This is a genomic window from Nocardia sp. CA-151230, from assembly GCF_050942175.1.
Taxonomy (GTDB): domain Bacteria; phylum Actinomycetota; class Actinomycetes; order Mycobacteriales; family Mycobacteriaceae; genus Nocardia.
The window spans coordinates 820,900-835,620 of sequence record NZ_CP192061.1 but is presented as its reverse complement, the minus strand read 5'-3'; the positions used below and the strand labels follow the sequence as shown (position 1 = coordinate 835,620).

Sequence of the window (14,721 nt, the reverse complement as noted above, 5' to 3'; positions counted from 1 at the left end):
CCGCTGAGCGCACAACCGATCCGGCGCGACCGCGACCGGGTCGCGCCGGATCAATGCCGTGGGACGGGTTGGTGCGAAGATCGCCGCACCAGCCTGATCTCCCGCCAGGCCAGCCACGCGAACACAACGAAGAGACCGTCGACGAAAACGTTGACACCGATCGCCACGGCCGCGGATTCGAAGCCGCGCGTGAAGATGTCGTGAATCGCGAAAATGGTCATCAGGCCGAAGAACAGCAGCACGATCGCCAGGACTATCCACCAGAGCACGCGCAGGAAACCGATCTTCGGGAGCGGGGGCGGGGGCGCGTAGTAGGCGGCAACGCCCGACTGGAACGGACCGCCCTGAGTCCCAGGCAGATTCGCCACCGGGTACCCGGGATACCCCGAGCCGCCCAGCTGTGACGGGCCGACCGACGATACCGACGACTGGTAACCAGGGGAAATCGCCGGCGGCGGGGTGTATCCCGTCGGCGGTGGGGGCGTAGCGAACCGGGTCGGCGACGGGGTCGCCACCGGATTCGCGGCGTGCGGTGTGAAGCCCGGCGTGTAACCGGTAGGCGCCCGTCCCCCATCCCATTTGACCGTCGGCGGGGCCGGGCGCGCGGGCGCCGGCCGGACCGGGGCCGGGCGAGCTTCGAGGGCCGCGCGGGCGGCGCCGGCCAGGGCGCCCGCGCTGGGGAAGCGGTGCGCCGGGTCCTTGGCGAGGCCGCGTGCGACGACCGCGTCCAGCGCCGCGGGAATGAGCGAGTTGCGGTCGCTGGCCCGGGGCGGGTCGGCCGTCAGGTGGGCGGCCATCTGCTGGACCGGATCCGTGTGGGCGAAAGGTTTGGCCCCGGTGAGGACTTCGAAGAGCAGGCAGGCCAGTGAGTACACGTCGGAGCGGAGGTCCTCGGTGCCGGAGTAGCGCTCGGGGGCCATGTAGGCCCAGGTGCCCACTGCCACACCGGTACTGGTGATGGTGGCCTGGCCGACGCCGCGGGCGATGCCGAAGTCGATGAGGTAGGCGAAGCCGTTGGGGAGGGTCAGGACGTTGGAGGGCTTCACATCCCGGTGCACCAGGCCCGCCCGGTGCGCGATGTCGAGGGCTTCGGCGATCTGGGTGATGAGGTCGACCGCGCGGTCGGGCGGGAGCGAGCCCACCTCGCGCAGGGTCTTGCCCAGATCGGAGCCTTCGATCAGCTCCATGTCGATGTACAGGCGGCCGTCGAGTTCGCCGAAGGCGTGGATGGGCACCACATGCGGTCCGCGCAGTCGGGCGGCCAGCCGGGCCTCGCGTTCGAACCGCCGCCGGTAGTCCTCGTCGGTGGCGAGCTCGACGGGTAGCAGCTTCAGCGCGACTTCCCGTTCCAGGTGCGTGTCCTCGGCCAGCCACACCTGGCCCATGCCGCCCCGCCCGATCAGCTCGACGAGTCGATAATGGCCGAGATTGCCTGCCCCCGGCACCTGTCCTCCCCCATGCTCAGCCGCGTACTGCGAGGTGCCCAGCATACGACCCCGGGCGGGGAAACACACGGTGCCGAATCCCCCGAATCGCTGTCGGCTCAGGCCTCCCGGAGCTTGCGCTTGAGCACCTTGCCGGTGGGGTTGCGGGGTAGTTCGGCCAGGAAGACCACCTCGCGGGGAACCTTGTAGCGGGCCAGATTGGCCTTCACGAAGTCCTTGATCTCGAGCTCGCTGAGCTGGTGGCCGTCGTGGACGACCACGAAAGCCTCGAGGCGCGCGCCGAATTGCTCGTCGGGGACGCCGAGGACGGCCGCCTCCCGCACCGACGGGTGGGTGTAGAGCAGTTCCTCGACCTCCACCGGGAAGACGTTCTCACCACCGGAGACGATCATGTCGTCGTCGCGGCCGTCGATGAAAAGCCTGCCCGCACCGTCGAAGTGGCCGACATCGCCGGAGGACATGAGGCCGCGGACGACCTCCTTGTGGCCGCCGCCGGTATAGCCCTCGAACTGGATGGTGTTCCCGACGAAGATGCGGCCGGTGGCCCCGGCCGGCACCCGGCGGCCCCTGTCGTCGAGGATCTCCACCCGCGCCCCCAGCACCGGCCGGCCCACGCACCCGGGCTCCGCGGCCAGGTCCTCGGGCGTGGCGATGGTGGCGTAGGCGACCTCGGTCGAGCCGTACAGGTTGTAGACGACCGGCCCGAAGGCCGCCGTCACCTCCCGGCACAGCTGCGCGCCCAGCTGGGAGCCCGCGACGAAGATGATGCGCAGCGCGGACAGATCGCGCCCGGTGAGCGCGCGGCCGCCGAGGTCGATCATGCGAGCCAGCATGACCGGGACGACGATCGCCGTGGTGGCCCCGTGCCGCGCCATGGAGTCGATGGCGGCCTGCGGGTCGAAGCGGCGGCGGATCACCAGGGTGGAGCCGAAGCCCAGAGTCAGCATGGCGCAGGCGAATCCGAGCGTGTGGAACATGGGGGCGCAGCACTCGGTCACCTCGTTCACCCGGAACGGGACCTTGGACAGCAGACCGCCCAGCGACAGCAGGGATTTCGGCTCGGCGCGCGGCGCACCCTTGGGGGTGCCGGTGGTACCGCTGGTCAGCAGGATGATCTTGGGTTCCGCGCCGGGCGCGGGCGGCGCGTCGGACGAGCCGGTCTCGATCAGGAATTCGAGGCTGTCCTCGCGTGGCTGCTCGGTCCAGGCCCGGTAGCTGCCGCGCCGGGGGCTCACCTCGTCGAGCATGTGCGCGTACTCGTCGTCGTAGACGAGCAGGTCGGTGCCCTCGCGGGTGGCGACATCGCGAATCTGCGGGCCCGCGAAATCGGTATTGAGCAGGATGATCCGGGCCCCGCACTTGGCGGCGGCGAAGATCGCGTCCAGCAGGCCGCGGTGATTGCGAGCCAGGATCGCCACGCCCTCATGGGGTTTCAGGCCGCGCTCGCGCCAGGCGTTGGACAGCCGATTCGACCGGTCCTCCAGTTCGGCGAAGGTCAGCTCGCCCAGCTCGTCGATGACCGCGACCCGCCCGCCGTACCGCGCCGCCGACAGCCGCAACGCGGCCGCCAGCGTGCCGTAGCGCAGCATGGCCGTGGCCGCCGACAGCAGCACCGCCGGTGATTCCAGCCGGGCCAGCCCGGCCTCCAGCACCAACCGCGCCGATTCCGCCTCCAGATAGGCCCGCTCCCCCACCGATCTGATCAGCCCGAGCGTCATGCGCGGCCACCCCCGGCCTGTGTGATCGACGGTACCTTCCCCGCCGTGACCGGCCATGCGGTGTGCGCGCGTGTCGATTCCACCCGGACCTCCTCGTCCACCCCTGCAGATTGCGGGCATCTGCCCTCAAACTAACGGTACGGATCCGGAGCCGCGACCGGAACCTCTCCGATGCAGGCTCCGGCCCCGGGGTCCGCGCGGTGCCTATAGTGGCGACCGTGACAGATCCGTTGTCGGCGAACCGGCGGAACTGGGATGCCCGGGCGGGCATTCACGCCGCCAGCAGCTTCTATCGCGACCGGGATTCCAGCTACTGGTTCGCGCCGTTCGAATGGGACGCCCTCGGCGACGTGCGCGACCTCGACGTGGTGCACCTGCAATGCCATCTGGGCACGGAGACAATCGAATTCGCGCGGCGCGGGGCCCGCGCGGTGGGCCTGGACTTCTCGGCCGAATCGGTGCGCCACGCCCGCGAACTGGCCGGGGGCGCGGTCGACTACGTCTGCGCGGACGTCTACCACGCGCGGGAAGCCCTGGGCGAGCGCACCTTCGACATCGCCTACACCGGCAAGGGCGCGCTCTGCTATCTCCCCGACCTGCCCCGCTGGGCGCGCGAAATCGCCGGCCTGCTGCGCCCGGGCGGACTGCTCTATCTGGTGGAATTCCATCCGCTCCTGCATGCCCTCGGACCCACCCCGCCACCCGGTGTCGACCCGGGACAGCTTGTGCTGCACGACGATTACCTCGCCGGCCGCGGCGCCCAGCGCCGCGACAGCGCCCACACCTACACCGACGGCCCCGACCTCAGCACCGACACCACCGCCTACGAATGGCGTCACGGCCTCGGCGAAGTCGTCAACGCCCTGCTCGCGGCGGGCCTGCGCATCACGGACCTCACCGAGACCGACATCCTCCCGTGGCCCCGCTGGCCCCAGATGATCCGGACCGAAACCGGCTGGTGGCGACTCCCTCCCACCGACCCCATCATCCCGGTCCTCTACGGTCTGTCCGCGGTCAAGGACGCCTAGCCCCGCGGCGACACCGGGCGCTCACGGGATCCGGAAGGCCCTGCGGTACGCACCCGGAGTCGTCCCCACCTGCGCATGGAAACGACGGCGCAGGTTCACCGCCGAGGCGAGACCGACGCGGGTCGCGATGGCGTCCACCGGCAGGTCCGTGTCCTCGAGCAGCGTGCGGGCCGCCGCCACCCGGCGTGCGAGCAACCACGCACCCGGACTCGTGCCGAGTTGATCGTCGAAGCGGCGGGCCAGCGTGCGGGGCGAGACATTGAGGTGAGCGGCCATGTCGCGCACCGAGAGTGGGGATCCGAGCCGGTCCGCCACCCAGTCGAGCAGGCCGTCCAGCACGTCGACGGGCGGGGGCGTCGGCGCGTATTGGGTCTGGCCGCCCTCGCGGTGCGGCGGCATCACCATGTGCCGGGCGAGCAGTGCGGCGTGGGCGGCGCCGTGGTCGCGGCGGACCAGGTGCAGGCACAGATCGATGCCCGCGCCCGCACCGGCGCTGGTGGCGACGTCGCCGTGGTCGACGTAGAGGACGTCCGGCTGCACGTGAATTCCGGGAAACTCCGCCTGCAGCTTCTCGGCGCGCGCCCAGTGCGTGGTGGCGGCCCTGCCGTCGAGTAATCCGGTGCGCGCCAGGGCGAATACGCCCTGGCAGATCGTGACGATTCGAGCACCGCGGCCGTGCGCCCGCAGCAGCGCGCGACGCACACCTTCGGAGAGCGGAGCCTCCACCGGCGTCCAGCCCGGAATTATCACAGTGTCGGCGGAGGCCAGGGCCGCAAGCCCGTGCGCCACATCCAGCGAGTACCCGGCCGTCGTGGGCACCAGCCCCGGCGTCTCGGTGCACACCCCGAATTCGTAGTAGTTCGGCACACCTTCCCGTTCGGTGCCGAATACCTCTGCGGCACAGCCGAGCTCGAAGGTCGACTGGACCGGTCGCACCAGAGCCGTCACGCGATGCATGGCAGAAAAGTACCCCATAACGTCTTTGCTGACACTGTGCCGCCCATGCCACGCACGGCACTGTGATCGGCATGACTTCCGAAATCCTCACCCAGCGCGGCTACATCTCGGCCTCCGTCACGGAATCCCCTGCGCGCGAGATCTTCCCGGGCATCCGGGTACGCAACCTCTGGACCGGACCGAACGGCGCGAGCGCCAATGTCGTCGAGCTGGACCCGAACGCCTCCTGGCACGGTCGCGACATCCATGAACCCGGTCCCGAAGAGGTGTACGTGGTTTCGGGCGTCTTCAACGACGGCGCGCGTGACTACCCCGCCGGAACCTTCCTGCACGCCCCCGCCGGTTCCTGGCACGTCCCCTCGACGGTCACCGGCTGCACCCTGTTCGTCTTCTACCCGGAGGGCTAGCCGAACCGCGATTGTCCACTTCTGACCAGGACACGTCCCCTTTCGACCTCGCCCGGGTCACCGCCGCAGACCAGCATGGACAGCGTCGATCCGACCACGAAAGGACCAGGTCATGGCCACCCAGATCACCGATCCCGCCCAACTGCCAAGGGTTTTCGAAGAACGCCTGAACGCAGGCGACGTGGCGGGTGTGCTGTCGCTCTTCGCCCCGGGCGCGACCATGCGCACCACCACCGGAGCCGTCATTTCCGGCTCGGACGCCCTGCGTCAGGAGATCAGCGGCACGGTCGCCGCCCGCGGACAGCTCACCAACAACAGCCAGCATCTGCTGATCGGCGGTGACGCAGCCCTGCTGGTCACCGACTGGACCCTGGAGATCGACGCGCCCGACGGCACGCGGGTCTCCCCCACCGGCACCACCGCGAATATCGCCCGGCAGCTCGAGAACGGGGAATGGCGATTCGCCGTCCTGAATCCGCTCGGGACGGCGTGACGCGCTGCGACACAGCGCATTTCCGCCAATGCAGACCGGCGGGTGCGCCCTCGTGCCGAGGGCGCACCCGGGTGGGTCAGGACAGCGTGACGACGGTCAGCGAGCCGTCGGCGTGCTGGGCGCGCAGGCGCTTCTTGTCGAACTTGCCGACGCTGGTCTTGGGGACCTCGGCGATGAAGCACCAGTGCTCGGGCAGCTGCCACTTGGCGAACTTGGGGGCCAGGAAGTCCCGCAGCTCTTCGGGTTTGGCCTCGGTGCCCTCGACCAGGACGATGGCGACCAGGGGGCGCTCGTCCCACTTCGCGTCCGGGATGCCGATGACGGCGGCCTCGGCCACGGCCGGATGACCCATGACGGCGTTCTCCAGGTCCACCGACGAAATCCATTCGCCGCCGGACTTGATGACATCCTTGGACCGGTCGACCAGGGTGAGGTAGCCATTGGGGCTGATCTTGCCGACGTCACCGGTGCGCAGCCAGCCGTCGTGGAACTTGTCGGGATCGACCTCGCCGCCGGACGGCGAGTAGTAGGCGCCGGTGATCCACGGGCCGCGAACTTCCAACTCGCCCAGGGCTTCTCCGTCGTTCGGCAGCACCGAACCGTCATCGCCGACCAGGCGCGCCTGCACACCGGCCGGGAAGCGGCCCTGGGTGTAGCGGTAGCTCCAGGCCTCCTCGCCCTCGGCGCCGGCGGGCGGGTTCGCCACCGAACCCAGCGGCGAGGTCTCGGTCATGCCCCAGGCGTGCAGCAGCTTCACGCCGTGCCGCTCCTCGAAGGCCCGCATCATCGACGGCGGGACCGCCGCGCCACCGACCACACAGGTGCGCAGGTGCGAGATGTCCTGCGGCTGCGCCTGCAGCCCGGCCAGCACGCCGCCCCAGATGGTCGGGACCGCGGCGGCGAAGGTCGGCTTCGCCGCCGCCATCATCTCCAGCAGCGGTGCGGGCTGCAGGAAACGGTCGGGCATCAGCACATTCGCGCCCGACATGAGCGCGGCGTACGGAATGCCCCAGGCATTGGCGTGGAACAGCGGCACGATGGCCAGCACGTTATCGGCTGCGGTGAAACCCATGCCGTTGGGCGAGATCACCTGCATGGCGTGCAGCCAGTTCGACCGGTGCGAGTAGACGACACCCTTGGGGTCGCCTGTGGTGCCCGAGGTGTAGCACATGCCGGCGGCGGAACGCTCGTCGACGACCGGGTAGTCGTAGGTGTCGGGCTGGGCGTCGAGCAGCTCGCGGTAGGAGTGCACGGTGACGCCCTCGGGGGCCTGCAGCGCGGCGGCATCGCCATTGGCGACGATGACGTGGCGCACCGTCTTCAGGTTCGGCAGGTACTGCGCGAACATCGGCAGCAGCGAGCCGTCGACGATGACGACCTGATCCTCGGCGTGGTTGGCCACGTACACCAGCTGCTCGGGGAAGAGCCGGATGTTCAGCGCGTGCAGCACCGCGCCCATCGCGGGGACCGCGATGTAGGCGACCATGTGCTCATTGTTGTTCCACATGAACGTGCCGACCCGGTCACCGACGCCGATACCCAGGTCACGCAGGGCATTGGCGAGCCGGGCCGCGTCCTGGCCGACCTCGCGATAGGTCTGGGTGCGTAAGCCGTCGCCGGTCCAGGTGGAGACGTGACTGTCGCCCTGGAAGGTGGAGGCATAGCGCAGCAGTGTCGCGAGTGACAGCTGCTCGTCCTGCATGGTGCTCAACATTTCCCAACCGCTCCTTGCATGTACCTACTGGAGAGTGAACTGAGTCACTTGCGGCGAGCCTAGCCGATTCGGACATACACGGGTCGGGGCCCGAACTGACGGCATGGTGACCTCAGTCCGGGGCGGTGAGCTGGCGAATTATTCGAGCTGCGGGCGGCGTACCCCACCGTCGCCGCCCGCAGCCCGTAGCCGACCCGCCGCCGCCCAACACGACGACCAGCCGGCTCCGCAATCCCGATCAGCGTCACGACCTGCTGACGACGCCCCCTGCGGCGGCGCAGAATAGCCAATCACTAACCAGGACAAGTAAATTGGAGCAAGAACTTCCGTGAATATATTGAGTGTGACACCGGGCTGTCCAGTCGAGGACAGCGTCGCAGGTCAGACGGCACTCACTGACCCGGACAGCCGGCCGTGAGGGAGGCCTTCCCATGATTGCCAGGGATGAATCCGGACTCACCCGCCCGGGGTGACCGAAAATGCGGATTCACTGTCCGGCGATGTCTGCAGGACCAGCGGGAATACGCCCTACCGTTGCTGGTATGCAGCGAGAGCCATCCATTCTGATCATCGGTGCCGGATTCGCCGGGCTGGGCATGGCGCTGGAATTGCAACGGCACGGCCTGACCAACTTCACCATCCTGGAGAAGGCCGCCGACCTCGGCGGCGTCTGGCGCGAGAACACCTACCCGGGCGCCGCCTGCGATGTGCCCTCGCCGCTGTACTCGTGGTCGTTCGAGCCGAAATCCGATTGGCCGCGCCGGTTCTCGCAGCAGGCCGACATTCACGCGTACATGCGCACCGTCGCGGAGAAGCACGACCTGCCCGCCAAGATCGAGTTCGGCGCCGAGGTGGTGGACGCCGAATTCGACGAGCAGGGCGGCCTGTGGCGGGTCCGCACCGCCGACGGCGTCACCCACCTCGCCGACGTCCTCATCCCCGCCGTCGGGCAGCTCTCCCGCCCCGCGCTGCCCAACCTCCCCGGCATCGACACCTTCACCGGCGCGGCCTTCCACTCCGCCGAGTGGGATCACTCGGTCGATCTCACGGGCAAGCGAGTGGCGTGCATCGGCACGGGAGCCAGTGCCATCCAATACATTCCGGCGATCCAGCCGAAGGTCGAACACCTCACGCTGTTCCAGCGCTCGGCCGCCTGGGTATTGCCGAAGTTCGACACCGAGTACACCCCGCTGCACCACGCGCTGTTCGAGTACGTGCCCGGGACGCGGCTGGCCGAGCGATTCGCCATCTGGACCTTCTTCGAGGTGATGGCGTTGGCGCTCACGGACATTCCCGCCATCAAGCATCCGGTGATCGCCGTCGCGGACCGGCATCGCAACAGGCAGGTGCCGGATGAGGCGCTGCGCGCCAAGCTGACTCCGGACTACGCCGCCGGCTGCAAGCGCGGCCTGTTCTCCAATGAGTACTTCCCCGCCCTGACCCAGGACAATGTCACCGTGGAGACCACCGCCATCGAGGCGGTGACGCCCAACGGCATTCGCACCGTCGACGGCATCGAGCATCCCGTCGACGTCATCGTCTACGGCACCGGTTTCAAGGGCACCGAGTTCCTCGCCCCTATGAATATCTATGGCCTGCAAGGCCGCAAGCTCGCCGACGAGTGGTCCCCCGAGGGCGCCCGCGCCTTCCTCGGCATGTCGGTCCCCGGCTTCCCCAACCTGTTCATGATGTACGGCCCGAACACCAACGTCGGCTCCGGCTCCATCATCTACATGCTGGAGTCCCAGGCCCGCTACATCCGCCAGGTCATCGACTACCTCTCCGCCCGCCCCGGCCACTGCCTCTCACCCCGCCCCGACGCCGAAAAGTCCTGGGACGACTGGCTGCAGCGCCGCCTGAAGGACACCCCCTGGAACTTCTGCTCCAGCTGGTACCGCAACGCCTCCGGCCGAATCACCAACAACTGGCCCGGTGCCACCCTCCTCTTCCGCTGGAAGACAAGCAGATTCGCACCGTCGGACTACGACGAGAGCCGACCCGCAGGCCGCTAGCGACTCCGGGCCGGCTCGCCACGCCCGACGCCCCGCCGATCAGCCCACCCCGCTACCCGACCACGAATGCGGCCCCCGGCCCCTCGACCAGGTAGACTCCCCGACGTCCCGGCCGGGCCTCCCGCGCGGAACGTCCAGCCCTCGTAGCTCAGGGGATAGAGCACCGCTCTCCTAAAGCGGGTGTCGCAGGTTCGAATCCTGCCGAGGGCACACTTATCCAGGTCAGAGCGTCGAGCTCGGCCGACCACCCTGCCGGGGTGGGAAGCCGGAGCCGCCCGATCGGACAGAGCAGCACGGTCCGGGCGACCTGCCAGGCCGCCCGGACCGGGTGAGAACGCCTACCGAGAAGTCACGCCAACCCGGCTCCTGTCAACAGCTGCTGGGTGCGGGCTCGCCGCGAACCCGGCCGTTGAGCCACGTCAGTACCTCGGGGGCACCCTGCACCGCTGCCGTCAGATGCTCGGGTGCGGAAACGCGCAGCATCTGCACCGGAACGCCGGCTGCGCACCAGTGGTGGTCCGTGTTGTCGATCGCTTGGACCGGAATCAGCGGGTCGTCAGGTGAATGCCATTCGAACACCGGTATCTGCGGCACTTCGTCGAAGAGTTCCAAGCTGTTCTCCGCCAGCACCGTCTCGCCTTCACGGACGTCGAAGCCCGAGGTATCGGTAATGTATTCCCGCGCGCTGCCGCCGACACCGTCTGCGAGGATCTGATTGGTGCAGTCATTGGCCATGGCATCGCGGACCGCCAAGCCACGCTGGTTGAGGTACGAGCTGATCGGCAGCTCGCGTGGATATTCGCGCTCGAGGCCGATGGCCGCCGCCATGGCCAGCCCGAAGGCCGGGTGCGGGTCATAGCCCAACGCCTGCACCATGCTCATCAGGTTCATCGGAGCACCGCCGATGGCCGCGCCCGCGAGTTTCAGCTCCGGCGCGTACGACGGTTGGAGCGCAGCCGCCGCCCCGGTGGCCATGCCGCCGCCGGAGTAGCCGGCCAACACAACCGGACTGTTCTGGGCGGCGAGTTCTGGCAGCCGTTCCACCGCTCGGACGCCGTCCAAGACGATCCGGCCACCCAGACGCGCCGCCCCGAATGCGAAGTACGGACCGAGATGATCCGGCAGCGCTACGCTCCAGCCCTGCGCCAGTGCCACATTCAGAATCGACGCCGTCGCTACCAGATTCACATCGTTGGAGTACAACAGATGCGACACTGCGCAGCCGGTGCCGAGCGCATTGATGAAGTGCTGATACGACATCAACGGGGCATCGGGCTGGTGACCCAGCGGGGTAAGGACCGTGGTGGTCGCCGCGATCGGCGCACCGTGGGAGTTGGTGGATCGGAATTGCACCAGAGTGGCTGTGGCGCCGGGAAATGCGGCCACCGGCGGCAGTGCCTGCACGCGGAGCACGTCACCGGGCCGGTGTGCCGCCAGATCCGCCGGGGCAGCGTAGAACGGATCCGGATCGGGTACCGGGTATATCGGCTCCGCCGCAACCGTTGTCGTCATCGACAACCCGAGAACCACACCGCCCAGCGCACCCGCAACTTTCACCGAGCCGCTGCGTAGGGAAACACGAAACCGACCAAGCACCAGTCTGACCTCCATGAATAGTTCACGTCGTTCGACAAGCTCGTCAGAATTCTGATGCGACTATATCGGCAAACTTTCAGCTACATGCCAAAACGTGCGTTTTGCCATTGATCAGCCAAGAGTCATCCCCGAGACCGGGATTCACATGCTCGCCTGCCCGACGCCGACCACCCGATAACGTGCCCTCGCGCCTGCGTAACCCGCGGATTCCCAATCACGCACGGCGCACAGATCATTCCACGGCGCACAGATCGTTCACGGACATCCCTGAATTGGCAATACCGACACGACAACCAATCCCGTAACGACACGCGGTCGAGTCGTGGTGGGCCGACGCAAGTTCGGCGTTTCTTCCGCTGATTCACAAAAAACCGTTAACCCTGCGTATAGCCTCAACATCCGATTCGAGATGCCCTGGGCCCCTCACAATCGCAGGAAGGACCGAAAAAGTGCGGAGGCGACTGCTTGGATTGGCCGTAGCTTTGACAGGAACCCTCATCATGGCCGGCGGAGGCGCCGCGAACTCGGTGCTGCTCGCCAGCGCGAATCCCGTCGCGGCGGGCGACGATTTCTACCTGCCGCCGCCGCTACCACCCACACCGGGAGCCATCGTGCGCGCCGAACCGGCACAGGTGGCCCTCTCCGCGCCCGGAATGCCCGGCATCGTTCCGGCCGCCGCGACGCGAATGATGTACGTCAGCAGCGACACCCACGATGCGCCGACGGCGGTCGTCGGCACGTACCTGCAGCCGAGCGTGCCGTGGACCGGCCCAGGCGAGCGCCCGCTGATCGCGTACGCGGGCGGCACCAAGGGCCAGGGCAATCAATGTGCGCCGTCGAAACTGATGACGCAGGTCGTGCAATACCAGCCCCCGGCGGACATCATCTTCGAATACGACCTGCTGGCGCTGTCTTCGCTGCTCGCCCGAGGAATGGCGGTGGTGGTGACCGACTACCACGGCCTCGGCACGCCCGACGTGCACGATTACCTCAACCGCAAGGCACAGGCCTACGCACTGCTGGATGCGGCGCGCGCCGCACTGCAATTGCCCGGCACCGGCCTCAACCCCGCTGCTCCGGTGGCTCTCTACGGATACTCGCAGGGCGGCATGGCCTCCGCGGGCGCGGCCGAACTGCAGTCGAGCTACGCTCCCGAACTGAATGTACGCGGCGCCTATGTGGGCGGTCCGGTGGTCGATGACGAATACTTCATCGGATACAACGACGGACGGTCCTCCATCGCACCGGCTTTCGCCTGGATTCTCAATGGCATCGCCGCCGACTACCCGGAGACTCGCCCGATACTCGACGCCGAGCTCAATGACACCGGTAAAGCGATCCTGCACGAAGCTCTGGGCAAATGCGCGGTCCCGATCGGCCTGGCTCAGGACCATCCACGCACCTCCGAATGGACCACCAGCGGCGAACCGCTCACCGCGGTCATCGATCGCAACCCCGAGCTGAAATCGGCCTTCGACGAACAGCGCATCGGCACGCTCACCCCGTCGGTGCCGGTCCTCACCGCCTCGGCCATGAACGATGAGGGTGCGCCCTACGTGCCGGTGCGGGAGATGGCGGCCAGTTGGTGCGGTGGCGGCGTACCCGTCGAACTGGATCCGAACGCGCAGATTCCGACCATGTGGGGTCTGGTGGGCACCCATGTGCTGGCGTTCTTTCCGTCGCTGGCGGACTCGCAGCAGTGGCTGACCGATCGGTTCGCCGGCTGGCCCGCTCCGACCAACTGCGGCGCCCTGCCCTGACCCTCCGACGTTCGGCCCATGATGCCCGGCAGCCGGGATCGGTCCTCGCACCGACCCCGACTGCCGGGCATCATGTATAGAACTCGATGTTTCGTGACCGGGCATGGGGCGAATTGCCCGGTCAGTCACCATTTTTGGCAGTTCATCTAGCGCAACACAGAAAACCGTCTAATCTGAATCGACGGGTTTGAGCCAAACGATTTCGGCCGTCCGCACTCGTGACCGAGTGCCGTGTTGGATCAAAGAGGCGCCTATGTCGATTTTCCAGGATTCGAAGGCCCGAGACCCCAAGAGATACCTCTGGATTCTGGGGTTGATCGCTCCTTCGTGCGCTGTACTTCCCTCACAATTGGTAGCCCGCACGGGGCTACCAATATTCTGGTGGATCGGTCCAGTTTTCGTGCTGGTGCTGATACCACTGCTGGATCTGTCCGTGGGGGATGACGGGAGCAACCCACGCGACGAGGACTACGACGCACTATCCGAAGACCGGTTCTATCGGTGGTGTACGTATCTCTTTCTGCCGCTGCAGTTCATCGGTCTGCTTATTGCGGGCTATCTCTGGGCAAGCTCCGAGCTGAGCGTAGCCGACAAGCTCGGTTTGGCCGTGACGCTCGGGTTCGTGTCCGGCATCGGTATCAATGCCGCCCACGAGCTCGGGCATCGGTCCGAACAACTGGAACGCTGGCTGGCGAAGGTCGCTCTGGCACAGTCGGGTTACGGTCATTTCTTCGTCGAACACAATCGGGGTCATCATGTGCGTGTGGCGACGCCCGAGGATCCGGCCAGCGCCCGATTCGGCGAGTCGCTGTGGGAGTTCCTGCCGCGCAGCGCGGTCGGCGGCTTCCGCTCGGCACTGGCTCTGGAGCGAGAACGCCTGTCCCGCAAGGGCAGACACTGGTTCAGCTGGCACAACCAGCTGTTGCAGGCCTGGTCGATGACTGTCGCGTTGTGGGGCACCCTGATCCTGGTCTTCGGCCTCGGGATAATTCCGTTTCTGATGCTGCAGGCGGTGCTGGGTGCCGGGCTGCTGGAAACGGTCAATTACATCGAGCACTACGGACTGCTGCGCCCGCGCCGCGCCAACGGCAACTACGCACGGTGCTCCCCGCGCGACAGCTGGAACAGCGACCGCCTGGTCACGAACCTATTCCTGTTCCACCTACAGCGCCACAGCGACCATCACGCCAATCCCGGTCGCCGCTACCAAACCTTGCGGAGCTCACAACAGGCACCACAGCTCCCGGCCGGCTACGCCACCATGATCGTGCTCGCCGCCGTTCCACCGCTCTGGCGCGCCGTCATGGACCACCGTGTCCTGGCCCATTACGACGGCGACCTCTCGCTCGTGAACACCAAAACAGCACCCAGGCGCCGCTTCGTGGGACCCATTCGCCTGCATCGAATATCGACGAACGACAGGAGCTGATCGATGGCCGACTCTCCACCTGTAGTACGCAGAACCAGCTGATCTTCCTGACCGGCTCGGACACGATTTCGATCCGTCCGAGCCCTCGGAATCCGTCACCCCGCACGTGACGACAGGCGACGACGGGGGCGCTGGGCCGGATGGCTCAGGGCCATCCGGCTG

Annotated in this window: 11 protein-coding genes and 1 tRNA gene; 7 read left to right on the top strand and 5 right to left on the bottom strand. The window is 67.5% G+C overall.

Annotated elements, in window-relative coordinates; all coding sequences use genetic code 11:
• Positions 1-50: 50 nt before the first annotated feature.
• Together ACQP1O_RS03770 and ACQP1O_RS03765 are read right to left on the bottom strand one after the other, a co-directional pair.
• Entirely contained in the window at positions 51-1,445 is a 1,395-nt protein-coding gene (locus ACQP1O_RS03770; protein ID WP_433564512.1) for a protein kinase domain-containing protein, read from the bottom strand.
• 98 nt (positions 1,446-1,543) lie between these two features.
• Entirely contained in the window at positions 1,544-3,163 is a 1,620-nt protein-coding gene (locus ACQP1O_RS03765; RefSeq protein WP_433564511.1) for an acyl-CoA synthetase, read from the bottom strand.
• Positions 3,164-3,381: 218 nt separating this feature from the next.
• Between ACQP1O_RS03765 and ACQP1O_RS03760 the strand changes: the two genes are divergently transcribed.
• The gene (locus ACQP1O_RS03760) at positions 3,382-4,191 is read left to right on the top strand and encodes a class I SAM-dependent methyltransferase (RefSeq protein WP_433564510.1); all 810 of its coding nucleotides are present in this window, start codon (positions 3,382-3,384) and stop codon (positions 4,189-4,191) included.
• 21 nt (positions 4,192-4,212) lie between these two features.
• Here ACQP1O_RS03760 and ACQP1O_RS03755 read toward each other — a convergent pair whose 3' ends face one another.
• Positions 4,213-5,148, bottom strand: a complete 936-nt coding sequence (locus ACQP1O_RS03755; protein WP_433564509.1) for a helix-turn-helix domain-containing protein — start codon at positions 5,146-5,148, stop codon at positions 4,213-4,215.
• A 71-nt stretch (positions 5,149-5,219) separates the two neighbouring features.
• Here ACQP1O_RS03755 and ACQP1O_RS03750 point away from each other — a divergent pair, with 71 nt between their 5' ends.
• Together ACQP1O_RS03750 and ACQP1O_RS03745 are read left to right on the top strand one after the other, a co-directional pair.
• Positions 5,220-5,555, top strand: a complete 336-nt coding sequence (locus ACQP1O_RS03750) for a cupin domain-containing protein (protein WP_433564508.1) — start codon at positions 5,220-5,222, stop codon at positions 5,553-5,555.
• Positions 5,556-5,667: 112 nt separating this feature from the next.
• On the top strand, positions 5,668-6,048 hold the full coding sequence (locus ACQP1O_RS03745) for a YybH family protein (RefSeq protein WP_433564507.1): 381 nt from the start codon (positions 5,668-5,670) through the stop codon (positions 6,046-6,048).
• 76 nt (positions 6,049-6,124) lie between these two features.
• Here the strand turns inward: ACQP1O_RS03745 and ACQP1O_RS03740 are convergent, their stop codons facing one another.
• Entirely contained in the window at positions 6,125-7,762 is a 1,638-nt protein-coding gene (locus ACQP1O_RS03740) for a long-chain fatty acid--CoA ligase (protein WP_433564506.1), read from the bottom strand.
• A gap of 542 nt (positions 7,763-8,304) precedes the next feature.
• Between ACQP1O_RS03740 and ACQP1O_RS03735 the strand changes: the two genes are divergently transcribed.
• Positions 8,305-9,774 carry a flavin-containing monooxygenase gene (locus tag ACQP1O_RS03735; RefSeq protein WP_433564505.1) on the top strand — a complete coding sequence of 490 codons (1,470 nt, stop codon included), beginning with the start codon at positions 8,305-8,307 and terminating at the stop codon, positions 9,772-9,774.
• A 137-nt stretch (positions 9,775-9,911) separates the two neighbouring features.
• Positions 9,912-9,984: transfer RNA gene (locus ACQP1O_RS03730), tRNA-Arg, on the top strand.
• Between the two features lie 159 nt (positions 9,985-10,143).
• On the opposite strand, the gene ACQP1O_RS03725 is transcribed toward ACQP1O_RS03730, so the two are convergent.
• On the bottom strand, positions 10,144-11,385 hold the full coding sequence (locus ACQP1O_RS03725; RefSeq protein WP_433564504.1) for a lipase family protein: 1,242 nt from the start codon (positions 11,383-11,385) through the stop codon (positions 10,144-10,146).
• Between the two features lie 485 nt (positions 11,386-11,870).
• Between ACQP1O_RS03725 and ACQP1O_RS03720 the strand changes: the two genes are divergently transcribed.
• Both ACQP1O_RS03720 and ACQP1O_RS03715 read left to right on the top strand, forming a co-directional pair.
• The gene (locus tag ACQP1O_RS03720; protein ID WP_433564503.1) at positions 11,871-13,130 is read left to right on the top strand and encodes a lipase family protein; all 1,260 of its coding nucleotides are present in this window, start codon (positions 11,871-11,873) and stop codon (positions 13,128-13,130) included.
• Positions 13,131-13,383: 253 nt separating this feature from the next.
• A complete protein-coding gene (locus ACQP1O_RS03715) occupies positions 13,384-14,559 on the top strand; it encodes an alkane 1-monooxygenase (protein WP_433564502.1) in 1,176 nt (391 codons plus the stop codon).
• Positions 14,560-14,721 lie beyond the last annotated feature (162 nt).